Genomic DNA, 26,524 nt, shown 5'->3' on the forward strand with positions numbered 1-26,524 from the left:
TTAAACACCTAATTATACCATAAACACACAGCGGCACCTTGTCCAAATTACCCTTTAAAGTTGTCTAAATTTACCCGTTGTAATTAAATGTTAGTGAGTTAATTTTACGTAACCGAACGGTTACAAATTAATTAATCGTTTTAGGTATCGTTTGATAAATTTTAATTAACAATACAATTGACATGACAACAACAAATTTCACTACGACACTGGTGGTTGACCAAACGCCAGCGCAAGTTTTTAAAGCAGTAAATAGCCCTCAAAATTGGTGGTGGGGGGACATTAAAGGCAATGCGGCAAAACTAAATGACCAATTTGAGTACCGTTACGAAGACATGCACTATTCAAGGCAAGAAATTATTGAAATGATTGCCGACCGGAAAGTAGTATGGCTGGTTACCGACAGCAAGCTCAATTTTATAGAACGAAAAGACGAATGGACCGGCACCAAAATAATTTTTGAGATCAGTAAAAATGGCGACAAGACCCAGTTATGTTTTACACATGCCGGCTTGCAACCAGCTGTTGAATGTTACGATGGATGCACTATAGCCTGGACACGACTGATCCAACAAAGCTTACATAAATATATTACCGGCGGTGTAAGTGAAAAATCCCGGTTAGGCTAATTTAAAATGCTAAAAGCCTGTAAATTAGTTACAGGCTTTATAAATGACTTCCCGACCCCTCGACTTTTACTTACAACACCTTTAAACGAATACCCGCATTTACTACCCTACCATCAAGCGGAGCATAAATGTCTTTAAATACCGGATTGGTTATGGTACCGGTATAAATGGTACCCCAACGGCTTTGGCGTTGGTCGGTAAGGTTTTCGGCATTGATAAAAATATCAAAGTGCTTCCACATTTTTTGTACCAGCAGGCCAAACGTCCAATATGACCGCCCCACTGCGCCGTCGCCCAGTAGTTGCGAACCGGTATAAAACCCCTCAACACCGGCGCGAAAACTATTCTCGACTTCGTAGGTGAGGTCGGCGTTTAATTGATTTTTGGGTGTCAGTGTCTGCAGCTTGCCAGAGCCATTAAAATGTTGTTGAACGTCCACGTAGGTATATCCAAAGTAAATACCTAACTCATCCATCAGCAATTTGACATTTGTTTCTGCGCCTTTGCTAATCAGATAACCCGGCGCATTCACAAAAGCATTGTGCTGCAATACCAGCGGATCATTAACCCGGTTTAAAAACACTAACGCGTTTAATTGTAAGAAGGTATCACCCAAAGCACCTTTATAGTTCATGTCTGCATTGGCTCCGGCAGATCGCTCTGCTTTAGTTGCACCCAGGTTTAGAGGTTGCAGGTAACGATAGCCTTGTTCCTCGGCGTCGTCATTAAATATATCTGGCATTTTATAACCCAGCCCGCCACCCAGGCGGCTGCTCCAATGATTATCAATGATGAACAAGGTATTTATCCGCGGCAGCAAAAACCAACCATTTGAAGGCGACGCAGGCGAGGGTGAATTACCGTCCAGCCGTAACCCGCTTTCAAGCGCAAACCACTTAGCGGGTTTAAATGTATTCTGCACAAACGCCCCATAGGTGTTACGAGAATAAGCCAGACTGGCGTTACCTGACTGGGGTTTCAGTTGGTCTGTCCAAACGTCGATACCTGCTACCCAACCGGTAATTTTACCGTTTAGCACATAGTTAGCTTCGGTGTACGAGGATACCTGATTGCCTTTAAAATTAAATGCCGGTTGGCTTAAGGTGCGGCTAAAATAGCCGACGGTATTTTTGAAATTGAACCTGGTGTTGCTATCCAGTTTGTGTGTATACGAAAACTGCGAAGACAGCCGATTGCTGGTATTACGCTCAAAATATTGATGCTCGCTGTTGGTATTGCCAGCAATAACCTGCATATCGCCACCCAGCCTGTTCTCATGTAAAACATTCACACCGAGCCACAGCGAATCTTTGGAACCTATCTTCCAGAATATCTTAGGATTCAGAGAAAAACGATTGGTTTTTGGCACCGCCGAAAAGCCGGTATTGCCGGCATCAAAAGCCCCGTTGTAGTTATATGAGCTGAAAATTGTTGTACCGATATTTTTGTATTTCCGGTTATAAAAACCGCTTACATCCGTTCCTTTTGCTGAATTTTGATTAATCAGGAAACTCAGCTCGGGTTTAGCGGCAGGCGTTTTACTGATCAGGTTAACCAAACCGGCAATTGCACCTCCGCCATACAAAGTTGAAGCTGATCCTTTGATGATCTCTACCTGTTTTAAATTAAGCGGCGATACCTGCACCAGGCTCAGTCCGCCTGAAAAACCGTCGTACATAGGCAAACCGTCCTGAAGCAATTGGGTGTAGCGACTATCAAGCCCCTGTATCCTGAAACTTGCAGTACCGCTCACTGCCGATGTGGCCTGCACATGTATGCCGGTTATCTCGCCCAGCAGCATCTTAATATCACCGGGGCGCATGGTGCCTTTTTCGTCGAGCTCTTCGGCAGGCAGGGCCTCAATGCGCGTAGGCACCTCGCTGCGGTTATGGCCCGTGCGGTTGGTTTGTATTACCACCTCTGCCAACTCGCCCGACATGGGCTCCAGATAAATTTCTACCGGCTGGTCAGCATTTTTCAACGGGAAGGACAGTTCCTTGTCCCGGACAAAATGCCCAACCATACTTACGCTAACCTCATATTTCCCGGTTGGGATGTTAGGCATGTTAATGCCACCATTGGTATCTGAAAGGGAGATAATATTTAGTTGAGTAATAGTGGCGGTAGCGCCCGCCAGCGGTAATTTGGTTTCATCGTCCTTAATAACCAAATGCAAAGTATGTTGCGCGCTAGCCGAAACAGAAATCAGCAGCAGCACAACCCATAAATAGATTTTGCGCATAAAAAATAGCGTGTTGTTTAAACTAAAAGAATGAATAAAAAAGCGGGGGTACGCTTAAGCCAAAGGCGGACGAAATAGCGAAGGATGGTAATAGCTTAAAGCAATAGGTAAATAGCTAACGGTATACGCAGATTGAGCCGGCATTAATACCGGACCAAGCAATGGGGCGTTAGCATGAATGATAACAGCGAAAGCCATAGCATGCTGAAATTGCAGATCGCAGGCTCTGGCAGGTTGGTCATGTTGATTATGACCCAGCAGGTCTTTCCCATTCAACAGATAATCACCCACAAAATCAAGTACACCTTTCTCATCAGGATCGGCTATCTTTTCGTAGGCGCGATACATTGCAGGCAATTGCTTCAACAACGAAAAATCGCCCAATGGCAAGGCAATACTTCCAAAAAGCATTTGCGCAGTCATCAGGAAAATCATAAGTCGCCGTATCATGCGGTAAAGGTATGCCTAAATCTTAATTAATTAAAAAAAATGCATTGCATGTGATAATTAGCTTTAAGACCAGAAAATTCAAAGAGACGGGCAAAAAAATATATCTAACGGCCAAGTATGAAGCTGAAACGATTGTTATAATAATGAGATAGATATTGAGTTATATTAATAATATTCTTCAAACCTCTTAATACTATCAAATTAACGGCTTTTATTGAATTTTGCTGACATTTAGGGCCAATGGTATCCGTAAATTTGATATACAAAACCAAAGTTATGGCTGATAAAGAAAATATTAGAAACGCTTACATCGATCATGTTTTAACAGAAGGCTCAAGACCAAAGTCGGTGTATATTTTTGCAAAAAACCTGCAAATGAGCGAAGCTGAATTCTACGAACTGTTTGGCTCATTTGACGCTTTGGAACAAAGCATCTGGACCGACATGGGCAAATCTGTAATAGACGAAGTGAAAGGCCAGGAAGTATGGGCAGGCTATGCTGCCAGAGAGAAGGCTCTTTCATTTTTTTACGGTTTTTTTGAACAATTGAAAAAAAGCAGAAGTTTTGCAATTTACAGCCTACGTAATACCCCTAAAGGGCTTAACACACCTTTTGTATTTGACGGATTAAAAGCCTTATTTATCGACTTTGCAGCTGAAATACTAAATGAAGGGCTGGAAAGTGGAGAACTTACTGATAGAAAGTTTTTCGCCAAACGCTACAAAGATGCCCTGTGGGGTCAACTTGTATTTATACTTCATTTTTGGGTTAAAGATGAATCCGCCGGTTTTGAGAAAACCGATGAAGCGATTGAAAAGGGCCTAAACGTAACTTTTGATCTGTTTCAGCGTTCGCCTATTGATAACCTGATTGACTACGGTAAGTTTCTGGCACAGAACGGTGACCTGAAGGGGTTTATGAAATTTAGTGAGGCTAATTAATGTCAGACGAGCAAACCAAAGTACAAGAAAGCATTCCCACCAGCAAATTAGAGCGTTCGGGCACGTTTGTAAAAGCCGGCCTGAAAGTAGGCGGAAATTACATTAAGCATTATTCAAAAAAACTTTTCAATCCTGATATTGACCGCAAAGAACTTGACGAAGGAAATGCAGCCGATATTTATGAGTCGCTGAGTGTATTGAAAGGCAGCGCCCTCAAAGTTGCCCAAATGCTTAGCATGGATAAAAACCTGCTTCCACAGGCTTACGTAGACAAGTTTTCTCAGTCGCAATATAATGCACCGCCCTTATCTGGCCCGCTGATATATCAGACTTTTAAAAGATATTTCGGGAAATCTCCCGATAAGATCTTTGACAAGTTCGATCTGAAGTCTACAAACGCAGCGTCTATCGGACAGGTGCACCGCGCCGAATTAAATGGTAAAAAACTTGCGGTGAAGATCCAATATCCGGGTGTCTCCGATTCGATATCATCCGACCTGAAATTAGTGAAGCCTTTCGCTTTCAGAATAATGGGCGTAAGTGGAAAGGATCTGGATATCTATATGAAGGAGGTTGAAGAACGCCTTTTAGAAGAGACAGACTACGAATTAGAAGTTCGCAGGTCATTGGAATTTTCCGGCGCTTGTGCCAATCTGAAAAATGTGATCTTTCCGCATTATTATCCGGAGTTATCCAGCAAACGCATCATCACCATGGATTGGCTGGAGGGGCAGCACCTACGCGAGTTTTTAAAGACTGATCCACCACAAGAATTAAGAAATCAATTGGGGCAGGCGCTTTGGGACTTTTATAATTTTCAGCAGCATGAATTGCGTGCGGTACATGCAGATCCTCATCCGGGTAACTTTCTGATCACTCCGGACGGCAAATTAGGCATTATTGACTTTGGTTGTATCAAAGAGATGCCGGACGACTTTTACACGCCATTTTTCTCTCTGATCTCAGGAAATACGCTCGGGGATGAAGCGAAAACGATAAAAGCATTTCGCGAACTGGAAATGATACATGCGACTGACACGCAAGATCAGGTCAAATTTTATTATTCCGTTTATAAACAAATGGTGAGCCTATTTGCCAGACCTTATATCGTTCCGGAATTTAACTTCGGGCAAAACTCCTTCTTTGATGATTTATATGCTTTTGGCGAAAGCATTTCAAAAATGCCGGAATTTAAACAGCCCAGAGGCGTGAAGCATTTTATCTATATCAATCGTACCAATTTTGGCCTGTATAATATTTTGCACGATTTGAAGGCGAAGGTTAAAACTGACACCTATAAGCCACATTTTTGATCATAATTAAAGTTGTGGCTTAGTTGATAACTGAACCGTACATCTAAAATAGCGGTTCAATTTTTCTGATTAGTCCAGACTAATTTTTCAGTGCGGTATCCTAATGACTTTGCCAGGCTTAAATATTCGTCCTTGATATGCTGCGGCATATTTTTATATCTGGAAAGCAACCATAAGTAATTCAAATTATTACCTGCAACTAGCGCGTACTTGTAATCATGGTCAATTGCTATGATATTATAACCTGCATAAAAAGGCCCAAAAAACGACACCTTTAAACGTCCCTCATTAGGCAGCCCGGCGAGTTTGGCTTTGCCGACACTTTGTTTCCATTTCATATCCTTAGCACTATACCCTTTATTGTCCACACGGATTGTATTTTCATCCAATAAAGAGTAGGTGGCCGTAACATGGTCAAGCCCGCGTTCAAACTTAAAATCCATCCGCGCAATCTCATACCATTTACCCAGATATTTTTCCTTGTTAAATGGTTTTACAGCATTGGCCCCTTTTGGAATTGTTACGCATGAAACCAAATTAGCTACCATGACCGACGCTGTAATTACAATTAGTCCGAGCAAAAATTCACTTCCCTTTTTCATTCCAATCATAAGTTGTTTATTTCGTCATTCTCAATTATCCGTTCGCTATTGCGGCGTTTGCTATCTGATTCTTTTTACTGAGAATTTCCTGATAAATCCACACATTTACCAGTACAAGACCCATCCCATAAAAAACATCTTCGACCGGTATAGTTAATATCCGTGGCCCGATAATTTCAGCGTTATTATACCATACAACGGGAGCCGCCAAGCCGGTACCCGTAAGCAAGCCGTTTACAATAAGAAAAGGAATAAGTAAAACGGCATACACCATATAAAAGCGCTTCATCCATGATACTCTTTTAACACCGGCTAATAATACAAGTAAAGCCAGAACCGCAAAAGCGCTTGCTGTGTAATAGTTGTTGCGATAGATGATTGCAATAATGGCAAATAGCACCGCCAGGACAATGTTAAAAATTTTAAGCCCACGGCTCATTTGTTGATCAGGAATCAACGAAGATGCGCTATCAAAAGTAAATACGCAGGCATATGGTATACATACAAAAAAAAGCACTTCTTCAAGTGGTAGATTCCAAAGATTCACGCCTAAAAGATAATGCCTGTTAAACCCCCAGATACCCATTTGCGTAAACCAGGCGTCCCATATACAATATCCAATAGTTGTTATTACAATCGCTGGAAACAGGGCGTACCACCGCCGGTAAAGCATGCTTGCCGGATGGAAAGAAGCCGCCAGGGGCACAATCACGCTCAACAGATCAATCAATATATAGGTCTGACTGATCATGAAACCTGATTTTTCTTCTCTTTGAAAAACTTTTTTGGCACCCATAGCATCCCGAAGCACTCTCCATGCTCTTTACCTAAGTGCTTGTGATGCACCTTATGCGCACGGCGTATACCCAGCAAATAAGAATTGTTACTGTTTCTGAACAATTTGATACGCTGGTGGATAAATATGTCATGAACCAGAAAATAACACAGCCCGTAAAGCGAAATGCCGATGCCAATAAACAACGCATAATTTGCAGTGGTGTAAATGCCAATAGCCAGACAAGCCATGCCGGGAGTTGCAAAAATCAAGAAAAAGAAATCATTGTGCTCAAGAACACCATAGTGCTCTTTGTGGTGATGGTCTTTGTGCAATCCCCACAAAAAGCCATGCATAAGGTATTTATGCGCCAACCAGGCAACAGCTTCCATCGACGCGAATGAGCTTATACCAATCAGAATATTAAGCAAGACTTTCATTTTCCTTTCTTTTTAAATCGATCTTTTCAAGACATAAACTCAACCAGGGTGTATAACGTTCGGGATATTCCTCAATCAGCCGTTTTAACCTATCCATTTCTACATACTCATATGCTTCTGCCTCGGCAGGGTTAAGTACCGGCAAACGATTAGTTACACCAATAAAAATATGGTCATACTCATGTTCTATTAAACCGTTATCAAACTCCGCCCGATAAAGCAAATCACACCAGTCAATCAGCTCGCAATCCATGCCCATCTCTTCGTTTAACCTGCGCCTGGCAGCAATTGCATTTGTTTCTCCGGGATGCGGGTGCGTACAGCAAGTGTTGCTCCATTTACCAGGTGAATGATATTTAGTACCGGCCCGCTTTTGAAGTAACAGCTGGCCACCGCCATTAAATACGAACACAGATATGGCACGATGCAAAGCGCCGGTTACATGGGCCTGCATTTTCTCCATCTTTCCTAACACGGTATCATTCTCGTCTACCAGTATCACTTCTTCCAACATCATCACCCCCGTTTTATAAAATTTATTATACGCTTCTTTAAATCCTGGTCTGTTATTGTATCAAGCCGGTTATTAATTAATGTACTGTCATTTTTAAGATGACTATGATAACTGAGAACAGCCGGCAAATTTCGCTGAATACCGTAGCGGATAAAACGGCACTCAACATTGTCAGAATCTGCGGCAATTGCCTGTTCAATTAATTGCTTCCCCTTGTCAAATGCGCTTAGCTTATTTAACGGATTTAAAGCATATTTAGCTTCGATCATTTCGGCAGCCCCACGATAACAGTTAATCAGAGGGTCAGCTGGTGCAGCGGCTAAGATTTTTTTCAGATGAAGAAGTCCTGATTTATGCGTTGCCGCAGCTACGTAAGCCGTCCTTATGGCTATTAAATCATAACCGTTTTGTATCGTATTAATTCCAATGAGTATCAACGCGATCACGATTTTCATATCCAATTCAATTTATGTTTAAGCAACGTATTAACAAGTAAAACAAGCTTTCGGCTGTTAGATACGCTGAACCTTTTTGAAAATACGGCACAAGCCCTTGCAAGCTGTATTTTTTCGAACAAAGCCCGGTAATACTGATACGCCAGATAAACGCCCCGTCTTGATGATCTGGGTAATTCCCGGATACCTTCCAACGCCGCATCAAAATCTTTTTCAATATCCTCCTCTATCTTTTTCTTATCGTTCTCGGTAAAATTAGCTAAGTCTATTTCAGGAAAATAGGTGCGGTTTAACTGCAGGTAGTCGGCGCCAATGTCGCGCAGAAAGTTGATCTTTTGAAAGGCCGCTCCCAATCGCATGGCCTTAGGTTTCAGTACTTCATAACTATTCTTGTTTCCACCGGTAAAAACATATAAACACATCAGCCCCACAACTTCGGCTGATCCAAGGATATATTCTTCATAACTTTGCTGATCATACTGCTGGCTGCTCAGATCCATTTCCATGCTGTGAAGAAACTGCTCAATCAGCTGATGATCTATTTGATATTTATTTACCGTATGCTGAAAGGCATTCAGTATTGGGTTTAAGCTTATGCCCAGGTTAATGGCCTCGAAGCAGTCTTTTTTGAACTGCTCCAGCAACTGCTTTTTATTGTAGTCATGAAAACTGTCAACAATCTCATCTGCTAACCTTACAAAGCCATAAATTGCATAAATAGGCCCATGGAGCTCTTTATCCAGGAAACTGATACCCATGGAGAAACTGGTACTGTAGCGTCGGGTTGTCAGTTTACTGCATTCTGCTGACAGGCGGTCAAACTTCTCTTTCATATCTCAGTTTTTCAAGTAATTTAATAGCTGATTTGCAGCGACATTTCCGGATATTATTGCCGGCGGAACCCCGGGTCCCGGCACGGTTAAATGACCTGCAAAAAATATATTCTGCAGGTGCTTGTTTTTTATCGAAGGCTTTAATACCGCGGTTTGACGGAGCGTGTTTGCCAGTCCATAGGCATTGCCGCCAAAAGAATTATAATCGGCTACAAAGTCAGCAATGCAATAGCTTTTGCGGTAATCTATGGCTGACCTGATGTCCTCGCCGCAGTAAGTTTCCAGGCGGGTCATAATGGTATCAAAATAAATTTCACGTAACGCTTCGCTATCTTTTATACCTGTGGCCAAAGGCATCAGGATAAACACATTTTCATGACCCGCCGGCGCTACCGTCGAGTCGGTTTTAGACGGGCAGCATACATAAAATAAAGGTTTTGACGGCCATTGGGGATTTTTGTATATCTCATCTGCGTGGGTTTCAATAGCTTCGTCAAAAAACAGATTGTGATGTATAAGCCTTTGCACCTTGCGCTTAACGCCAATATAAAATATTAAGGCAGAAGGCGCCATAGTCCTTTTATTCCAATAAGCCTGATCGTAATTACGAAACTTCGCGTCAATCAGTTGTTGGTCAATGTGGTGATAATCGGCGGCGCCTATAACGCCCTCAGCCTCATAGCTACCGCGATTTGTAATTACCTTACTAACCCGCTTATTATTTATTTCAAAGCCGGTAACGCTTTCGTTTGTAATAAACTTCGCACCGGCATTTTCGGCAACGGTTTTCATCGCTGCGGTAACCTGGCCGAAGCCTCCTTGCGGATACCACGTACCTAAAGCCAAACCCGCATAATTCATCAGGCTATAAAGCGCCGGCGTGTCCTGGGCTATAGCACCCAGAAATAATGCAGGAAACTCCATCAGCGCCCGTAATTGAGGATGCTTAAAGTTTTTTTGGACATGTTTACTTAGCGATGTAAAAGCCTGCAGGCGAAACGCTCCCCGAATCAGGTCGATATCTGCAAACTCCAACAGGGAAAGACCCGGCTTATAAACAAGTTTTTCAATACCGACTTTATATTTATAGGCAGCTTCGCTCATAAAGGATTTCAACGCATCTGCCGCGCCTTTTTCCAGTCCTTCAAAAAGCCGGGCAATGCCCGTCATATCAGAAGGTATATTCATAATATCCTCTTTACCAAACACAATGGCATATTGGGGGTCTAATTTGGTTAGCGTGTAAAAATCAGACGCCTTGTATCCAAAATCGGCAAAAAAGCGTTCAAAAACATCCGGCATCCAATACCAGCTCGGACCCATATCAAACGTATACCCTTTATCTGTGCGAATTTGCCTGGCACGGCCGCCTATCTCGGCGTTCTTTTCAATAACGCTAACGCTATGCCCGGCTTTGGCCAGGTAGGCGGCAGCGCTCAGGCCGGCAAAGCCCGCACCTATAACAATTATATTTTTGGGTTCATTTTGCATCATAACTATTCACTGATTAGTTTCTCAAAATCCGGCAAAGTTGCTAACCAGTGGATATTATCAGCACATTTAAGGCCGCTCATAACATTTTTATTGCCCGAAATATAAATTTGCGCTGAAGGAAATAGCGCTGCCAGACGGGTCACATATAGTTGTGCATCATCAATAGGTCTTACCCTGGTCATAAAAAGCATCAGATTGTGCGGCTGCGTCGCAGTTACTGTGTTACTAACAGCAGTTAAAGGTACTTTAGCTCCAAGATAAACAACCTGATGACCGGCTGCTCTCAGCAGATAATTTGCGAGTAAAAGGCCTATATCATGGTCTTCATCTTCAGGTAAAAACAACAGCCATTTTTGCTTGCCGGCTTGCTGACCTACGGTGCCATCAATTGCCGCAAATAATTTTTGCCGTATAATTGATGAAAGAAAATGTTCCTGTGCAGGACATAGCGATTCGGTCAACCACATCAATCCAATACGCACCAACATAGGGTAGATCACAAATTTATATGTTTCTGCAACACCGTTTTGCCGGAAGGATTTAGCAATATGATCATTAACACCGCGTTCGTCAAAAACAAGAGCATTGCTTATAATTTGAGATATAAAATAACTGTACCGGTTTTCAGCCGGCAACGTATTATCCACCTCCTCCTTCAGTAGCTTCCCCATGTCATCTGAGCTTAACCGGCATGCTTTTGAAATTTTATAGCCCGCGTGGTATAGCCCGGCTATGCTTAATAAGCGCTTTAGTTGATCGTCGTCATAAAAACGCACGTTTCCGGGAGTTCTTGACGGGCTGAGTGCACCGTATCGCCTTTCCCAGATACGTATATTGTGTACTGAAACTCCTGAAAGCTGCTCTAAATCAGAAATGGAGTAATTCATTTTGTCTAATTTTTTATAATACAAACTTAGACAAATAATCGAATTTTTAAAATTTTGTTTGACTTACAATGAATTATCGTCGTGTTTTACATTGAATATAAGGGATTGCGTTAAAGCATTAAAGGGTAAAAATCATTTAGCAATCTCGTGTAACATCCCCCTGAAAATAAAATGGTGAAAGGGCAGCATTGCATACCAATATAAACGCCCGGCTACACCGTGAGGACGAAAGGTTGCAGTTTGATGTACGCATTGATTTTCACCAATTGAAAACTCCAGCCATGCTTCGCCAGGTAGCTTCATTTCAGCATAAAGCAGCAGCCGTTTGGCTTCGCGGTCGGCCAGGATGACCCGCCAAAAATCCAAAGCATCGCCTGCACTTACCTCGCTTGCGTTTTTTCTGCCCCTACGCAAGCCCACACCGCCGAACAATCTGTCAAGCCAACCCCGAAAAGCCCAAAGCCAATTGGCATAATACCAGCCCGACCGACCACCGATAGCAAATATTTTAGCTTCGGCTTGCGCTGTATCTGGCGTTTTTTCTGTTTTTTTATCCTGAAAAACACCAAATTTCGGTACCTCGATATATGCGGCAAGGCCTTTTTTAAAGACAGCACTCCCCGAATCATTCCAAGCCGACAAAACCAAATTTTGCTCGATTTTATCAAACGCCATCTTTATCGATTCTTTATACGGGATAAGTTTGATTTTTAACTGTTTAGCCAGATCATTCGGAATACCTATCACATCTACTTTCATGCTATCCACCAGGTTTATAGCTAAACGGTAAGAGGTAGACGTCATAAAGTATAACCAGTAAGATGATACGCGTGGCGTCATTACCGGTACGATGATAATTCGTCTTTTCAATTTACGAACCTGTGCAAACTGCAGCAGCATTTGTTTATAGGTAAGTGTATCAGGCCCGCAGATATCAAAATGCTGACCAAACGCTTCTTTATGGTCTAATATCCCTGACAAAAATTGTATCACATTTCTTACAGCTATGGGTTGACACTTTGTATTCAACCATTTAGGGGCTACCATAAGAGGTAATTTTTCCACCAGGTCACGGATAATTTCAAACGATGCGCTCCCCGACCCAACGATGATACCCGCCCTTAAAGCGGTCAACGGCACCTTACCTTGCGCCAAAGTATCTTCAACTGTTTTTCTGGATTGCAAATGAGGTGACAACTCCTTGCTGTTGACGATTCCCCCCAGGTAAATTAACTGCCTGGCCGTAGTTTTATCTAAATACTTAATGAAATTTTCGGCCGATATTTTCTCCTGGTTTTCAAAGTCTTCGCCGGTCATTGAATGCACCAGATAGTAAGCTGCATCAATGTCTTTAGGAAGCGCATTGAGCGTATCTGGCATAAGCAGGTCACATTCCACCAATTCAACCTGCCGCGCCTGGTATTTCTTCAAATCTACACGTTGCTTATCCCTAACCGCGCAAACAACCCGATGCCCTTGTTGAAGCAAAACGGGAAGCAACCTCTTTCCGATATAACCGGTACCACCTGTCAAAATTATTTTCATAAGATCACTAACACGATGATTTAACTTTTTGATTTACGAAAATTTAAACCTTTACGGTTTGAAGGGTGGCTAATGTTGAAAACCATTATACCTTCGGCTCACATATCGTAGGCGGTTACATGTTAACGCAAAAAGCAATCATAACATCCTGGTATGTCTACAATCTCCGCTTTTTATTATAAATAACTTTTAACTTAAAATTAAACTCAACTTAAGGGCAGATTGAAGCATGCAATGTGAAATTTACGCCGAGGAACAGCCCCTAAATACGTATAAATACAAATTGCGACAAATACGGTATTTCATCAAAATTTCATTTAATCAAAACATTGGTAAAAAAATTAAATTAATACTATAGCAAATTTCAAATCCGTGGCCGCGTATTGCGGCAAATTAAGTTGCCGTTATTTTTTTAACAGTTAAATTATCAAACAGTATATGATACGTGTGTTAATCGCTGACAGCGACAAAAATAGTTTGGATGGTATTACTAATTTGCTGGCTAATGAACCGGAAATTAATGTAATTGGCTACGCACAAGACGGGGAAGCACTGCTTAACCTGGTCAGAGCGGGAAAAATACCTGACGTGGTTTTAACCGATGTCCACTTGCCTAACATGAACGGCATCTTATTGGCCCAACATTTCAGTCGCCATTTTCCGTTTATAAAAACAATCGTCTTTACGCTCGAAGATCAGGAGTGTTATATGGCCGATGCTTTTAAATCAGGCATCAAAAGCTATATCAACAAGTCTATCTCCCGCGAAGAATTACTTTTTGCGATTAGACAAGTGTATCATGGTAAAAACTATATATGCACACATTTGGCAGCGAAACTTGCGCAATTGTTTATAAAGGGACAAGATACACCAGGCTTATATGCCGAACCTATGATTGACTTTTCGCCGCGTGAACTGGAAGTATTACAATTAATTGCCGATGGTGCAACTAACCAGGAAATTGCAGATCAGCTTTTTACCAGCCGTCGCACAGTTGAGGGACACCGCCAGGCTATGATTAATAAAACCGGCGTAAGAAACACACCGGCACTGGTAAAATACGCTATGCGCTATCAATTATTGAAGTCAACTCCGCCAAAAACCGACATTGAAAAACAAAAGCACCATAACCATACAGTAAATCTATAAAAATCTACGAAACAGTTTTTCTCATTCGAACCAAGCTTAGCCCCTGCCGCGACCAATCTTACATAGATCAGACTGGTCGCAGCATGAGATAAGGGACTTATATTAGCTCAGTAGCAGCCTGCAGCGCCGGGGACAGGCGGCCAACGCGGCCAACCATTGCAGGAAAATACGCTCCAAGGTTTTATACGACTGTACGGTATTAATATAGCGCTTCAACCTGCCTTTTTTGCCAATTCGATCATAGTACATAATTCTTCTACCGCAGCTTCATTGGTGCCCGAAAAACCAACTACCGAAAAACGAATATTACCATTTCCATCAATGACCATTTTAGTTGGGAGTCCGCTGAGTTTGTAGCGCTCGGCTACAGGATTAGCCCCCTCCGTATTCTTCAGGTCCATCAATACCTCAAAGGGATAATGATTTTCGTTGATGTAATTTTTCGCAAGCGTTGAGGCATTGGCGTCACGTTCGTAAGTGTGGATAAACAAGAACATTACATTAGGATCATTCTTAAATCGCTCTAGCGCGGCCTTCATGATCGGGAAGGAACTTTTACAAGGCCCGCACCAGGTTGCCCAAAAATCCAGAACGACAGTTTTCCCTTTCAGCTCTGACAAAGAAATGGTTTTTCCGTCCAAATCTTTTAAGCTAAAATTTGCGGCAGGGGCACTAACCATAGTTTTTGCCACATCTTCCCTGATTTTTTCTCTCATAGCTTTGTTGACAGCCGCCATATAATCATTTAAGTTGGCTCCGTTTCCGTTCAATTTTTTGAATAATGTCCTCAAATCGTTCGTCATAGCTTCGTTAGCTAAACCCAATCTGGCAGCTTTATCCAGCACATTAAAACTTTCACGGTCATTGCCCACCCGCATGAGTATTGAAGCATAGTCCTGGTAAGCTTCGGTATCTGCATACTCCGGCCGCCCACATAACTGCTTCAGAGCCGACAGGGCCTCAGGATATTTTTTTAGCTTAATGTATAATTTAATTAATGACTTGGCATAAAGCTGATACCCCGCGGCGGCAATTTGCACAGCTAAATCATAATTATTTGAAATTACACAACTATATGAATGGGCGTATGCTCGTTTGTAGAGTTCAACCGCTTCTTTAAAATGCCCGTTCTTTTCGAGCTCCGACGCAACGTTCCACCATCCTTGCGCCTTCCAATTGATAGTTTCAAACTGATTTGCATATTGCATAGCTTTTGTAACATTGTTCACTCTTGCGTAAGCAGCAGCTACAGAATAGCCCGCGTAGTCATATTTTACCCGTTCTGCAGAATCACTCTTTAGCGGTGGATAGCTTTGAAGCCACAAATGGAATACCTTTTCCTTCTTTTCAGGATCTTTTTCATTGTAAATCAGCTTTAAGTTTTCGTTCCGCAAGCTGTCTACTTTTTTTGGTTCATTATCGGTTTGCGCAAAAGAGTGGTAAACACACAGTTGCGATAGTATTAATGTGAGAAAGATACCTTTTATGCTTAGGCTAATAGCCAAAGCACGTTTTCTGATTATATTAGTTGTCATTTAGAGTTAATTTTGTTTTTGTTAAACTTGAGTTTAAATAATCCGGTTATTTGCCACCCGATCCGGTTAAAACGGCGATGCCTTTTTCAATTTCTGAGTTTAAAGATGCGTCTCCGGCTTTCGCTCTAGCCTCTTCGATCTCTTTTAAAATTCGCGTTACCTTTACCCCTAAACCATAGGCTTCATATTTCTTGCCGAATTCAATGATAGCCTCAATACCTTTTTTTGCATTGTTTACCGAACGAAGTCTTCCGGTCATACCGCCAATTTTTTGGATGAGGTCAAATTGGGTCTGAGGTGATCCATCGATAAACGCATTATAGACCATTGGCCATTCATTATCAGCACCTGCCGTTGCGTAGGTCATCAATGCGGCTTGTTTTAATCCGTTATAACTATCATTGATAAAGGTATCGGCAACTTTTAGAGCCTCCTGCGGAGCCACCATAACCAATGCGTTCAAAGCAGCCTGTAATATGGCGTAAGACTGGCTTTTCAATGCCCTTTTAAAAAGACCCTTATTTCCTGGCGATTTCAATTTACCCAATACCGCAATGGCTGCGGCTCTTACGAGCGTATTCGGATCGTGTTCGGCTAATTGAACCAAGACAGGCTGCGCAAAATCGCACACATCCTTCTTATTCAGATCTGCACCGCGAATCGCTTTAAGCTGCAACTCAAAATATTTATCATGAAGTGCAGCAATTATTACTTTTTGTGCAATGGGATTTTTTTGAAATTTAATTGCAGCATCAATAGCTTCAAAACGATCTAAGTATAACGGCGCGTTAAAGTATTGGAAGGCAAACTCGTCAATTGTTTTGTTATCCGTTTTTTGGGCTAATAGCATTTTATCCCCATCGACGTTAATCAAGCTGGGTTTTACATCAGCGTGAAATACCAGGCTGTCAATTTTGCTTCGAATCCAGAATTGTTTGCGTTCTGCCTTGCCACCACTATACACATCAACAGCTATCGGCAGGATGAACGCATCCTCGTCCTGTTTCTGGTTGATGTATACGGTCTGGGTTTTGGCAGCATCATTCCATTTGTAAGTGATGTCTAAGATGGGGTGACCGGAACCAAAATACCACTGGTTAAAAAACCAGGTAAGGTCGCGCCCGCTGGCTTCTTCCAGGGCTAAACGCAACTGCTCAGCCTCGCCATTTTTAAAGGCGTTTGTTGTTAGGTATATATTTAAGCCTTTGTAAAAAGCTTCTTTACCCAGGTAGTTTCGCAACATGTACAACACGCTGGCGCCCTTTTGGTAAGTGACGGCATCAAACATGTCTTCTTTATCGTGGTAGTGAAATCGCACAAGTTTGTTTTTGTACAGGGCCGGCTGGCTCAGGTAGGTTTGCCGGTCAGCATTAATGTGGGCATCACCGGCATCTTTACCGTATTTATATTCGGCCCAAAGGGTTTCGCTGAAATCAGCAAACGACTCATTTACCGTCAAATTACTCCAGCTCTCCGCAGTAACATAGTCACCAAACCATTGGTGGAAAAGCTCATGTACAATTGTGCTTTTGCCCTGGCCGTAGTAATCATCAAGTAATTCACGTTTAGTTGCCTGCACATAATCGCCATGCAGGGTAGCTGATGTATTTTCCATTGCGCCGCTTACGTAGTCGCGTACCACTATTTGCGAATATTTATTCCACGGATAATCAACGCCCAATAGCCTGGAGTAAAAACCCAACACCTCTGGGGTAAAGCCGAAAATATCCCTTGCGTACGGTGCGTATTTAGGCTCCAGATAGTAGCTGACTTCTTTTCCTCTCCAGGTATCTTTAATAATTTTAAAGTCGCCTACAGCCATCATGAACAGGTACGGCGAGTGCGGCAATTCCATTTTCCAGGTATCGGTACGAGTCCCATCGCTATTGACTTTTTGGGATGCCAGACGACCGTTAGACAAGGTGACATATTTGGCTGGCACCGTCATGCTGATCTCATCAGTAGTTTTTTGGTTTGGCTTGTCAATAGTTGGGAACCAAACAGAAGACCCTTCAGTCTCGCCCTGAGTCCATATTTGGATTGGCTTATCCCTTTCGGTACCGTCGGGGTTCACAAAATATAAACCTTTCGCGTCAGCAATGGCCATGCTGCCTTGCGCTTTAAATTCATTTGGCCTGGCGATATAGTCAATGTAAATGGTATAAGTTTCATTGCTATAATAAGTACGGTCTAACCGGACTTTGATTACAAGGCTGTCATAAGTAAACTTCAGCGGAAGGTTCCTGCCATTCTTTACAATAACTACCGACCTTAGATCCATGCCTTTTGCGTCAAGTGACAAGGAATCGGTTGGGTAGAACTGCGGCTTTAATGTAACCCATTCTTTACCATACAAATAGCGCTTTTTGTAATCAAAACGAACATTGAGCCTGGTATGTACCAAATTACTGTACTTTGTAGGTGTTTCACGGTATATGCTTAATGTCGAGTTTGTTATTCGTGCAGACTGCGCGACCGTCGATTTAGGAATGCAGGTACCGATACTGCCAATTATAATTATGGCTAAGCAAAAAAATTTCATTTTATATGAATGTTATCGGTAACCAGGATTCTGATTCAGGTACGGGTTGGCTTGTCGCTCATTATTGGGAATCGGGAAGAGACTATCAGTTGGAACCCAGGATGACTTTATCGGCCCCAATACCGCGTCAATCATTTTGGTACGTTTCAGGTCAATCCAACGGTTACCCCATTCACAAAATAGTTCAACCTGGCGCTCGTGGGCTATTAAAGTTAAAGCTTGCGTTTTTGACGCCGCGGTTAAATCCGGCCGGTCTGCTGCCCTGTCTCTTACTGTATTTAAGTCTGCCATTGCCTCTGTATATTTTTCCAACTCAGCGAAAGCTTCTGCACGCACTAAATAAATATCTGCCAGTCTTAATATCATATAGTCTTCCAAAGGTGTTTGCCCCGGAAGCGTATTTTTATATTTATTCGGGTAGTAATAGGTGTCGGTTCCTATTGTATTAGCGTTAGTCCATTGTGTCAAACGGGGATCATTGCTCTCAAACGCGCCAAGTAGTTGAGGAGACATCACAAAATTGGGCTGGTAGGTTGCGTCAAACGGTATAAATGAGGCGCCCTCGGGTGTTTCCTGGTTAGCACCGTTAGCTGGCAATTGCCAAATGGCTTCACTGCTTTCGCTTAAGAAAACGCGATCCAGCGTTTCTAACCTGTATAGCGGCGAACTAATCACAGTACTCGCCGCATCTATCGCATTTTGATATTGGCCGAGATATAAATAAACCTTTGACAACAAAGCTTCCGCCACGTAAAGATTTGGACGTTTTCGACCGCTTGACGGATAAGCTGCTGTTAATAGTTGCTGCGCGTCTTTCAAGTCGGTCAACACAAAATTGAAAACATCAGTTAAAGTTGCCCGGGGAGTGCTCTGGGTGACTTTATAGTCTGTTGAGGTAATTATAGGCACACCTCCCCATATATTTGCCATAAAGTAGTAGTAAAATGCACGGTCTGTCTTTAATTCCCCAATCAGTTGGCGCTTTAGCTTATCGCTGATGGCTGTTGTTTTAGCAACCCCGTCCAAACAAATATTGATCTGATAGATGTTTTTATAGGCGTCAGACCACATACTTGCTACTATAGAATTATCTGGTAATATAGTATTCTCAAAAAATGCGGGGGCTGTATACGTCTCAGAACCTACAATAAGTTCGTCACTTGCCAACCCGGTGTATATGGTAATAGCACCATTGCCAAAACCCAAATTTGATTGAGTCACTCCGAAGTTGCCGTAAACGCCCGCTACAGCTGCTACAATATTGGCGCTGTCAGCAAATATTCTGTCTTTAGAAAGTTTATTGGTTGGGTTAGTGGGTATTTGTATTAACTTTTTGCAGGAAGTGGCTGCAACAACAATCATTAAGATGACCGTTAAATATGTTTTGGATAGACGTGTAATCGGTTTCATAGACTATAAATTAATGTTAAAGCCAAAATTCAGGGTTCTTTGTATCGGGAAACTAAAAATATCCGCCAGTTCAGGATCACCAACTTTATATTTTGTCAGTAATAATAAATTCTGCCCGCTTATATAAAATTTACCATCTGCTATCCCGAGGACTTTGCAGATACCTGCAGGAAGAACATACGATATAGCTGCAGTTCTTAGCCGTACATAAGAACCGTCGCTGTATGCCCCTGATGAAGTGGTGAAATAATACTCGGCAAGGTTAAAGTCCCTGGTTAACCTTTGAATGCTGGAGTTATCACCCGGCTGTTTCCAATGGTCTAAAATTTCAACTGGTTGGTTTGACAGTGTTCCCGGCCGTGCATTTAAGTAGAGACTTCGTAAATAGTTTGCCTGTTGCTTGCGCTGAAACTGAAATTGAAAATAAAAACTGAACTGTTTATACGAGATGGTATTTCCTAAACCGCCAATGAATTTCGGATCGGTATTAGCTATCGCTCGGAAATCTCCCCCAAAAGATGGACTCCCGTAATTAGGATAATCCGTTATAGAGCCATCACTTTTATAGAACTGATAATAGCCGGTTTGCGGGTTTACGCCAGCAAGGCCATACCCTTTTACCGTATTAACCGACTCTCCTATCGAATAAATCGCTCCATAGGACGACTGCTCCAGGCCTGGGAAAGCAATTAATTTATTACTATTCGCTGAAATATTGAAACTTGTACTCCAGGAGAACTTCTTCCCTATTATATTTTTCGAGGTCAAATTCACTTCAATCCCCTTATTCTGTACAACTGCGGCAAAGTTCGACAGAACAGCATTAAATCCTGTTTGAGATGGAAGGGTGTAATTGACCAATTGATTGCCGATCCGGTCGCGGTAATAATTAACGTTTAACAGGATACGGTCCTTAATAAAGCCAAGATCAAGTCCTAAATTGATTGATTTTTTTGTATCCCATCCGTAGTCCGGGTTATAAGGATTCTGGACATAAAGCGGCCTGGTTCCTTGAAAGTTTTGCCCTGAATTATCGCCTGCAAAAAGTTGCTGGTATTGATAAGGGGTTGTCACATCTGTACCGACCGTTCCATAACTTCCGGACAATTTACCGTAAGATATAACGGGAATAGCATTTTTAAAAAACGTCTCCTCCGAGAAAATCCAACCCAGAGCTACAGAGCCGAAATTTGCAAATTGCCTGCCAGGGCCAAAATTACTTGAACCGTCTCTTCGGCCGGCCAGTTGAATAATATATTTCATATCATAGGTATAACCCAGCCTGGCAAAAGCGCCAACGTATTTATAAGGATTGTAAGAATCAGTTGCTAGAATAGTGGCGGCCGAGCCAATAGAACCAAGCAGCGCTTCATCGCTAAATCCCGACCCATTAAGCTGTACTTCTGAGATGTTATTGTTTTTATATGTTCCGCCTAAAAGGGCATTAAATACGCCAGGGCCAAAACTATGCTGATAATTGAGCTGTGGTTCGATATTTATTGTTTCGAAAGTATTCTTTGTAAAATTAGCCATGGAGACAGCGCCTAACCGTGGGTTAATAGTACTTGAAGGCAATCGTTGATCTTCATCACTTGCAATGCGGTTATACCCGAGATTAACGCTAATTTTCAGATCACTAATAATCCGATAGCTTAAGGTCATGGAGTTAATAAGATTATAAGACCTTAAAATGCTAGGTTGCTTCAGGCTGGCAGCATATTGAACAAATTGAGAGGTGTTGTATCCTTTATAATTCCAGTTAGGATTGCCCGCAGCGTCATATAAGTCAGGGAAATTTGGCGGAGTTAAAATGGCCTGAATGAGCGACGTGGTTGCGGCGGTATTATTTCTTTCATATGAAAAATCAGACCCAAAACTAATATTGAAGCGATTGTCTGGTGTCGCATAGTTTAGATTGGAATGCAAGGTTAAACGCTTGTCAGCAAAATCTCCGGGAAAGTTGTATTGTGAGTTAGTAAACCCTGTGGAAATCAAATAAGTGGTTTTCTCTGACCCGCCAGACAAACTCAAATGTGCATTGGTATTAACTGTGTTTTTACCAAGATAATAATCTACCCAGTCGGTGTTTTTATTTTGGTCAAACAATAACAGATCCGGATAAGCAAGCGGCGAAACCTTAGTTAGGTCGACATTATCATTTTTGGCAGATTCTCGCCGGTAATCCAAATATTGCTCCCGGTTAAGCAGCCGAATCTTTCTGGTAGGCGAGTTAAACCCGGTATTAAAATCGGCCCTTACTTGTGCTTTGCCCGCTTTCCCTTTTTTTGTGGTAATCAAAATTACCCCATTGGCTCCCTGCGTTCCATATATGGCCGTAGCCGAAACATCTTTAAGGATGCTTATACTTTCTATATCCGCAGGATTTAAGCTATTAAAAGGGCTTATACCGCCAAAGTTACCTTCAGTACCATCGCCGCCACCAAAAGCATTTAGCGCGTTTATGTTGATATTCTGAGCTGCAGCCGGCACGCCGTCAATCACAAACAGCGGTTGGTCGTAAGGCTTGCTCCCAAAACCAGTTTGCGATAGCGAATTTTGACCCCGTATTTGAACTCTTATTGCAGCACCTGGAGCACCGGATGATGGCGTAATGTTGAGCCCCGGAACCAATCCCTCTAATGCTGCCAAGGGGTTGGTTACAGGTTGGTTTTCGATATCAGAAGCTGAGACAGAGCTAACCGCACCAACACTAAACCGGCGGCTTTCTGTGCCATAACCAATCACATGAACTTCGTCAAGCGGCGAGACAAATTCTTCCAATACAATATCATGGGTTAGTTCCCCCAGCGCAACTTCTTTAGTTTTGAACCCGATATGGGAAATAACCAGTATGGAATTTTCGTCCACGATCGATATAGTGAACCGTCCGTCGGCTCCTGAAACAGCAGATTGCGATTTCCCCTTTACAGAAACTGTTGCACCATTTATAGCTTTGCCTTTGGCATCAACAAGGCGTCCGGATACTTTTATATCACGCTCTTCTTTGCTCACATTCCGGATTAAAAGTTGTTTTTTTTCCGTAATCACAACAAATTTATCCTCGATGGTATATATCAACGGCAAATCTTTGAATATCAAATCCAACGCCGTTGTTAAATCCATGCCTTTTACATCCAGCGTTATATTTTTATTCTGCTTTAATAGGTTGGACGATATGAAAAAGTCGACGTTGGCCTGAACTTTTATTTCTTTAATAACTTTTGATAGTGAGGCATTTTTTACGGATAGCGTTATTTTCTGTGCTAAAGTAGATGCACTTACCTGCATCAGGCACACGCACAATAGTAGAGTGGTTAATCGCATAATCAGCAAAATCTTATGGCAGGGCCTATTAGGCCGGGCTGATATTCCAGCATTTTTTTTGTACATTAGTGTTAGTTTGGTTATATGATGTGCTTTAGTTTCCAAGCGCCGGCACATCACAGTGAATAGTTGATACTTTGATCTTGGCTATTGCCAAACGTAACCGGTCCCAATCCGTTGGGGCTGGTTATTATATTACAGACTTAAATTCTTGTATTTATTTTACCATATTCCTCGTTTTAATGAATAATTAATTATTGGGGTTAGCTATTTATTTGCTTACATAAAGTTTTTTTCCGTCGAATTTAAACTTGACTTCGTTGCTTTTTTGCATCATACGTAACACCTGACTTAAGCGGCGTTGCCGGGATATAGCGCCGGTCCATGTTCCTTCAGGAATATCCGAATTGAAAATTACCTGAACATCGTACCACCTGGCAATCTGCCGCATAATTTCCGGTACCGTTTTATTGTCAAACTGTAACTGGTCCTTAGTCCAGGCTACCGCATCTTCCGGATCGACATTAGCAGTACTGAAAGTAGCACCAACCATTGATACTTCCTGCCCCGGCTTCATTTTAATTGTGTTGCCGTTTACTGATGTGATCTGTACCGAACCTTCCAGCAAGGTGGTTCTGACAGCCGGCTCATCTTTATAGGTATTGACATTGAAATGTGTTCCCAAAACCTTGATTTCCTGCTTTTCAGAGGCAACAATGAAAGGATGTTTTTTGTCTTTTGCGACCTGAAAATAAGCTTCGCCTGTTAATCTGACCATCCTTTTACCGTCCTCTATCAGGGACGCTTTATAGGATAAACTTGATGCTGCATTTAGCCACACCTCAGACCCATCCGGTAACTTTAAATGATATGTTTCACCATTAGCTGTGCTTAATGTGTTGTATTGATTTGGAGCCGGGGTTGAAGCCTGTGCTGTACTATCGTAAATTATTTCGCCTTCGGCAGATTTGGTTATGACCGCCCCCGGTTCTACGGCTAATTTCCCATTTGCAGCAGCTATCAGTTTTATTTTTTTTCCATTGCCAAGCGTTAGCGTAGCACTGTTCTGGCCTGGAGACCTGTCAACAATGGTGGAACTAAGGTTGGATTGCTGAGGTAGAGGTTTTTTATAAAACAGCAGGATAAAACTGCCAATGACAATCGCAATAGATGCGGCAATACCCAAGTTCCAGCGCAGTTTTGTATTCCGTGAGGGTAACAACCCCTGCTCTTTGATATCGGCCAGCACCCTGGCCCACCTTCGGTGATCTAAAGAGGCGTCAGGGGTTGTTTTACTTATTATATCCTGCATGCTGCTGCTGATCTCCTGATCAAACGTACCCTGAGATAATAATTCCAGAAACTCCTCCACCTCCTCTGCAGAGGCTTTCCCCGAAGCGTATTTTGAAAATAAGATTTTTATATATTCTGATTGATCGTCCATGCGGGCTTCTTTGAAGAGAAGACAATCAAAGTTGAAGAGCGTACTAAGCCGCTGTTAATTAATTATTATTTTTTTGTTAGCAGATAAAACAAGGCGAAGGAGAAAAACGATTGCCGGTGTTCCATATAAGTACGGATATTTTTTAAGGCGGTAACTAACTGATTTTTTACCGTTTGTTTTGCTATTCCAAGCTGCTGTGCTATTTCTTCATTGCTCAACCCTTCTTGTCTGCTCAATTCAAAGATAAGTTTGCGCTGTTCAGGCAGCGAATCTATTGCCAGGCGAAGAATTTCCGATGTTTCTTTTAGATCCAGCCCCTTATCAGTTCCGTAGGTCACTTCAGAATGTGATTTAGCGTAATTTTCGAGTATACGAGAACGGTTGCTTTCGCGCTTTAAATAGTTAAGTGTTTTATTAGATGCAATCTGAAACAAGTATGAGGTTGGATACTGCACATTTTTAAGTTGTGCCCGTTTTTCCCACAATTGAACAAAGACTTCCTGAATAATTTCTTCAGCGGTTACTTCATCATGGGTCATTTTTAGCACGAATGGATATAATCTTTTTGTGTAATTCCAATAAATTTTGACAAACGCCTTTTCACTTCCCTGCGCCAATTCCGCAAAAAGGTTTAAGTTATCAATTAACTGTTTGTCATTTACATCCATCTTCTACATCGTAGCAACCAATAAATAACGATATTAAAGAAATTTTAACAAACAAACAAGCTCATTAGGAGACTGAAACACAGAGATACCCATGTTATAATCTAATTAGATTTATTGCGAACCTCATGGCCAGGTTGTTTATGCCATTCCGCTTTCTGATCGGAATGGCATTATTTTTTATCATACTATTATTCGCTTTTGTTTTTTAACATCATGAGCAGCGAATAAGCGCCTTTGGTTACAAACAGCGTGCTATCCGACTGCGCAACCTCAACCCGGCTATAACCGTTTTGCGCTTGTTCACTTTTCACTTCAACCATTTCGTAAGTTTTATCACCTGCAACTTTAAATACATAAGACTTGCCCTCGAAATCAACAATAGCATCTGCAGGCAGCATATTAGCGACACTGTTTTTTATTTCCACCTCGGCGTTCATATAAGTACCAGGCACAAGGGCTTTGTCATATGTCTCAAAGTGGCAATGTACGTCGGCGGCCCGGTCGGCAGACAGGTCATGACCTATAAGTAGTATTTTACAATCGTATTTTTTGTTGGGATTATTGTTGGTGTAAGCCACCACTTTTTGCCCCAATTGTAACTTGCCAAGATCTTTTTCAAATACTTTTAAGGCCAGATGTATATCGGTGGGGTTAACCAATTCAAACAGTACCTCGGTGGGGGATACATATTTACCGATATTGATATTCACCTTGGATACAAAGCCATCTATTGGAGAATGGATATTAACACTCTTTTCGATATGTCGCTCATTAATCCGGGTTGGATCAATGCCTGCAAGCCGCAACTTTTCCGCCAGGGTGGTTACCAGTATGCGGTCGGCGCGGTAATCGGTTTCAGCCTGTTGGGTCACCTTGTCGCTAGCTGCCTGGCTTGTATTTAGTTCCTTTTGCCGCTTATAATCTTTTTCTAAACCGCTTAGTTTAGCTACAGCTGTCAGATAGTCCTGCTGAAGCTGAATATATTGCTGATCTTCGATCACGGCGATTGTTTCACCTTTTCTTACGTGCATACCCGACAGCAGATTGGTAGATTTAAGGTATCCGCCCAAAGGCACACTCACAGAAATCATGTTTTGTGGCGGGACGTCTATCTTACCATTTAATTTAAGTGTCCCGGAAATTGCTCTTTGTACCAGCCTGCCGGTCTCGATACCTGCGTTACGGAACTGCGCAGCGGTTAAAATAACTGTATTTTCATTTACGATAGTGGATGGAGTCTTATCGTCCGCAGTTTGCTTTTTATCGCCGCAGGCACTTAACAGTAACGCTGCCGCGATTATAAATATATTGGTTTTCATATTGCTTTCAGA

Annotated in this window: 22 protein-coding genes; 4 read left to right on the forward strand and 18 right to left on the reverse strand. The window is 42.1% G+C overall.

Annotated elements, in window-relative coordinates; translation table 11 throughout:
* Positions 1-182 precede the first annotated feature (182 nt).
* A complete protein-coding gene (locus ACFS5N_RS07525; protein ID WP_377183815.1) occupies positions 183-629 on the forward strand; it encodes an SRPBCC family protein in 447 nt (148 codons plus the stop codon).
* Positions 630-699: 70 nt separating this feature from the next.
* On the opposite strand, the gene ACFS5N_RS07530 is transcribed toward ACFS5N_RS07525, so the two are convergent.
* Both ACFS5N_RS07530 and ACFS5N_RS07535 read right to left on the reverse strand, forming a co-directional pair.
* The gene (locus tag ACFS5N_RS07530) at positions 700-2,871 is read right to left on the reverse strand and encodes a TonB-dependent receptor (RefSeq protein ID WP_377183817.1); all 2,172 of its coding nucleotides are present in this window, start codon (positions 2,869-2,871) and stop codon (positions 700-702) included.
* Between the two features lie 54 nt (positions 2,872-2,925).
* Positions 2,926-3,321, reverse strand: coding sequence for a hypothetical protein (locus tag ACFS5N_RS07535; RefSeq protein WP_377183819.1), 396 nt, complete (start codon positions 3,319-3,321; stop codon positions 2,926-2,928).
* A gap of 276 nt (positions 3,322-3,597) precedes the next feature.
* On the opposite strand from ACFS5N_RS07535, the gene ACFS5N_RS07540 reads away from it, so the two are divergent.
* Together ACFS5N_RS07540 and ACFS5N_RS07545 are read left to right on the forward strand one after the other, a co-directional pair.
* Positions 3,598-4,263, forward strand: a complete 666-nt coding sequence (locus ACFS5N_RS07540) for a TetR family transcriptional regulator C-terminal domain-containing protein (protein ID WP_377183821.1) — start codon at positions 3,598-3,600, stop codon at positions 4,261-4,263.
* Positions 4,263-5,576 carry an ABC1 kinase family protein gene (locus tag ACFS5N_RS07545; RefSeq protein WP_377183823.1) on the forward strand — a complete coding sequence of 438 codons (1,314 nt, stop codon included), beginning with the start codon at positions 4,263-4,265 and terminating at the stop codon, positions 5,574-5,576. The genes ACFS5N_RS07540 and ACFS5N_RS07545 overlap by 1 nt, the downstream gene beginning before the upstream one ends.
* 56 nt (positions 5,577-5,632) lie before the next feature.
* Here the strand turns inward: ACFS5N_RS07545 and ACFS5N_RS07550 are convergent, their stop codons facing one another.
* The 9 genes from ACFS5N_RS07550 to ACFS5N_RS07590 form a co-directional block, all read right to left on the reverse strand.
* Entirely contained in the window at positions 5,633-6,178 is a 546-nt protein-coding gene (locus tag ACFS5N_RS07550) for a lipocalin family protein (protein ID WP_377183825.1), read from the reverse strand.
* A 34-nt stretch (positions 6,179-6,212) separates the two neighbouring features.
* Positions 6,213-6,929: a lycopene cyclase domain-containing protein gene (locus tag ACFS5N_RS07555; protein ID WP_377183827.1), complete on the reverse strand. Its 717-nt coding sequence runs from the start codon at positions 6,927-6,929 to the stop codon at positions 6,213-6,215.
* Positions 6,926-7,393, reverse strand: a complete 468-nt coding sequence (locus ACFS5N_RS07560) for a beta-carotene hydroxylase (protein WP_377183829.1) — start codon at positions 7,391-7,393, stop codon at positions 6,926-6,928. The genes ACFS5N_RS07555 and ACFS5N_RS07560 overlap by 4 nt, the downstream gene beginning before the upstream one ends.
* Complete coding sequence (idi, locus tag ACFS5N_RS07565) at positions 7,377-7,910, reverse strand: isopentenyl-diphosphate Delta-isomerase (protein ID WP_377183831.1); 534 nt, start codon at positions 7,908-7,910, stop codon at positions 7,377-7,379. Before idi ends, ACFS5N_RS07560 begins: the two co-directional genes overlap by 17 nt.
* The gene (locus tag ACFS5N_RS07570) at positions 7,910-8,362 is read right to left on the reverse strand and encodes a hypothetical protein (protein ID WP_377183833.1); all 453 of its coding nucleotides are present in this window, start codon (positions 8,360-8,362) and stop codon (positions 7,910-7,912) included. The genes idi and ACFS5N_RS07570 overlap by 1 nt, the downstream gene beginning before the upstream one ends.
* Entirely contained in the window at positions 8,359-9,195 is an 837-nt protein-coding gene (locus ACFS5N_RS07575; protein ID WP_377183835.1) for a phytoene/squalene synthase family protein, read from the reverse strand. The genes ACFS5N_RS07570 and ACFS5N_RS07575 overlap by 4 nt, the downstream gene beginning before the upstream one ends.
* A gap of 3 nt (positions 9,196-9,198) precedes the next feature.
* Positions 9,199-10,689: a phytoene desaturase family protein gene (locus tag ACFS5N_RS07580; protein WP_377183837.1), complete on the reverse strand. Its 1,491-nt coding sequence runs from the start codon at positions 10,687-10,689 to the stop codon at positions 9,199-9,201.
* Between the two features lie 2 nt (positions 10,690-10,691).
* The gene (locus tag ACFS5N_RS07585; RefSeq protein WP_377183839.1) at positions 10,692-11,576 is read right to left on the reverse strand and encodes a MerR family transcriptional regulator; all 885 of its coding nucleotides are present in this window, start codon (positions 11,574-11,576) and stop codon (positions 10,692-10,694) included.
* A 132-nt stretch (positions 11,577-11,708) separates the two neighbouring features.
* On the reverse strand, positions 11,709-13,121 hold the full coding sequence (locus tag ACFS5N_RS07590) for an SDR family oxidoreductase (protein WP_377183841.1): 1,413 nt from the start codon (positions 13,119-13,121) through the stop codon (positions 11,709-11,711).
* Positions 13,122-13,559: 438 nt separating this feature from the next.
* Between ACFS5N_RS07590 and ACFS5N_RS07595 the strand changes: the two genes are divergently transcribed.
* On the forward strand, positions 13,560-14,270 hold the full coding sequence (locus ACFS5N_RS07595) for a response regulator (RefSeq protein WP_377183843.1): 711 nt from the start codon (positions 13,560-13,562) through the stop codon (positions 14,268-14,270).
* A gap of 212 nt (positions 14,271-14,482) precedes the next feature.
* Here ACFS5N_RS07595 and ACFS5N_RS07600 read toward each other — a convergent pair whose 3' ends face one another.
* The 7 genes from ACFS5N_RS07600 to ACFS5N_RS07630 form a co-directional block, all read right to left on the reverse strand.
* Positions 14,483-15,805, reverse strand: coding sequence for a redoxin domain-containing protein (locus tag ACFS5N_RS07600; RefSeq protein WP_377183848.1), 1,323 nt, complete (start codon positions 15,803-15,805; stop codon positions 14,483-14,485).
* Positions 15,806-15,851: 46 nt separating this feature from the next.
* Complete coding sequence (locus ACFS5N_RS07605) at positions 15,852-18,347, reverse strand: M1 family aminopeptidase (RefSeq protein WP_377183850.1); 2,496 nt, start codon at positions 18,345-18,347, stop codon at positions 15,852-15,854.
* Positions 18,348-18,359: 12 nt separating this feature from the next.
* Positions 18,360-19,757, reverse strand: a complete 1,398-nt coding sequence (locus ACFS5N_RS07610; protein ID WP_377183852.1) for a RagB/SusD family nutrient uptake outer membrane protein — start codon at positions 19,755-19,757, stop codon at positions 18,360-18,362.
* Positions 19,758-19,760: 3 nt separating this feature from the next.
* Positions 19,761-23,081, reverse strand: coding sequence for a SusC/RagA family TonB-linked outer membrane protein (locus tag ACFS5N_RS07615; RefSeq protein WP_377183854.1), 3,321 nt, complete (start codon positions 23,079-23,081; stop codon positions 19,761-19,763).
* Between the two features lie 271 nt (positions 23,082-23,352).
* A complete protein-coding gene (locus tag ACFS5N_RS07620) occupies positions 23,353-24,525 on the reverse strand; it encodes a FecR family protein (protein ID WP_377183856.1) in 1,173 nt (390 codons plus the stop codon).
* Positions 24,526-24,590: 65 nt separating this feature from the next.
* Complete coding sequence (locus ACFS5N_RS07625) at positions 24,591-25,193, reverse strand: RNA polymerase sigma factor (protein ID WP_377183858.1); 603 nt, start codon at positions 25,191-25,193, stop codon at positions 24,591-24,593.
* A gap of 188 nt (positions 25,194-25,381) precedes the next feature.
* The gene (locus tag ACFS5N_RS07630) at positions 25,382-26,512 is read right to left on the reverse strand and encodes an efflux RND transporter periplasmic adaptor subunit (RefSeq protein ID WP_377183860.1); all 1,131 of its coding nucleotides are present in this window, start codon (positions 26,510-26,512) and stop codon (positions 25,382-25,384) included.
* Positions 26,513-26,524: the final 12 nt, after the last annotated feature.

The sequence above is a fragment of the Mucilaginibacter ximonensis genome (genome assembly GCF_042686265.1).
Taxonomy (GTDB): domain Bacteria; phylum Bacteroidota; class Bacteroidia; order Sphingobacteriales; family Sphingobacteriaceae; genus Mucilaginibacter; species Mucilaginibacter ximonensis.

Excerpts from the sequence above, each read along its gene's own strand:
- ACFS5N_RS07525 (WP_377183815.1), top strand. The coding sequence starts at position 183 with ATGACAACAACAAATTTCACTACGACACTGGTGGTTGACCAAACGCCA.
- ACFS5N_RS07530 (WP_377183817.1), bottom strand. The coding sequence starts at position 2,871 with ATGCGCAAAATCTATTTATGGGTTGTGCTGCTGCTGATTTCTGTTTCG.
- ACFS5N_RS07535 (WP_377183819.1), bottom strand. The coding sequence starts at position 3,321 with ATGATACGGCGACTTATGATTTTCCTGATGACTGCGCAAATGCTTTTT.
- ACFS5N_RS07540 (WP_377183821.1), top strand. The coding sequence starts at position 3,598 with ATGGCTGATAAAGAAAATATTAGAAACGCTTACATCGATCATGTTTTA.
- ACFS5N_RS07545 (WP_377183823.1), top strand. The coding sequence starts at position 4,263 with ATGTCAGACGAGCAAACCAAAGTACAAGAAAGCATTCCCACCAGCAAA.
- ACFS5N_RS07550 (WP_377183825.1), bottom strand. The coding sequence starts at position 6,178 with ATGAAAAAGGGAAGTGAATTTTTGCTCGGACTAATTGTAATTACAGCG.
- ACFS5N_RS07555 (WP_377183827.1), bottom strand. The coding sequence starts at position 6,929 with ATGATCAGTCAGACCTATATATTGATTGATCTGTTGAGCGTGATTGTG.
- ACFS5N_RS07560 (WP_377183829.1), bottom strand. The coding sequence starts at position 7,393 with ATGAAAGTCTTGCTTAATATTCTGATTGGTATAAGCTCATTCGCGTCG.
- idi (WP_377183831.1), bottom strand. The coding sequence starts at position 7,910 with ATGATGTTGGAAGAAGTGATACTGGTAGACGAGAATGATACCGTGTTA.
- ACFS5N_RS07570 (WP_377183833.1), bottom strand. The coding sequence starts at position 8,362 with ATGAAAATCGTGATCGCGTTGATACTCATTGGAATTAATACGATACAA.
- ACFS5N_RS07575 (WP_377183835.1), bottom strand. The coding sequence starts at position 9,195 with ATGAAAGAGAAGTTTGACCGCCTGTCAGCAGAATGCAGTAAACTGACA.
- ACFS5N_RS07580 (WP_377183837.1), bottom strand. The coding sequence starts at position 10,689 with ATGATGCAAAATGAACCCAAAAATATAATTGTTATAGGTGCGGGCTTT.
- ACFS5N_RS07585 (WP_377183839.1), bottom strand. The coding sequence starts at position 11,576 with ATGAATTACTCCATTTCTGATTTAGAGCAGCTTTCAGGAGTTTCAGTA.
- ACFS5N_RS07590 (WP_377183841.1), bottom strand. The coding sequence starts at position 13,121 with ATGAAAATAATTTTGACAGGTGGTACCGGTTATATCGGAAAGAGGTTG.
- ACFS5N_RS07595 (WP_377183843.1), top strand. The coding sequence starts at position 13,560 with ATGATACGTGTGTTAATCGCTGACAGCGACAAAAATAGTTTGGATGGT.
- ACFS5N_RS07600 (WP_377183848.1), bottom strand. The coding sequence starts at position 15,805 with ATGACAACTAATATAATCAGAAAACGTGCTTTGGCTATTAGCCTAAGC.
- ACFS5N_RS07605 (WP_377183850.1), bottom strand. The coding sequence starts at position 18,347 with ATGAAATTTTTTTGCTTAGCCATAATTATAATTGGCAGTATCGGTACC.
- ACFS5N_RS07610 (WP_377183852.1), bottom strand. The coding sequence starts at position 19,757 with ATGAAACCGATTACACGTCTATCCAAAACATATTTAACGGTCATCTTA.
- ACFS5N_RS07615 (WP_377183854.1), bottom strand. The coding sequence starts at position 23,081 with ATGCGATTAACCACTCTACTATTGTGCGTGTGCCTGATGCAGGTAAGT.
- ACFS5N_RS07620 (WP_377183856.1), bottom strand. The coding sequence starts at position 24,525 with ATGGACGATCAATCAGAATATATAAAAATCTTATTTTCAAAATACGCT.
- ACFS5N_RS07625 (WP_377183858.1), bottom strand. The coding sequence starts at position 25,193 with ATGGATGTAAATGACAAACAGTTAATTGATAACTTAAACCTTTTTGCG.
- ACFS5N_RS07630 (WP_377183860.1), bottom strand. The coding sequence starts at position 26,512 with ATGAAAACCAATATATTTATAATCGCGGCAGCGTTACTGTTAAGTGCC.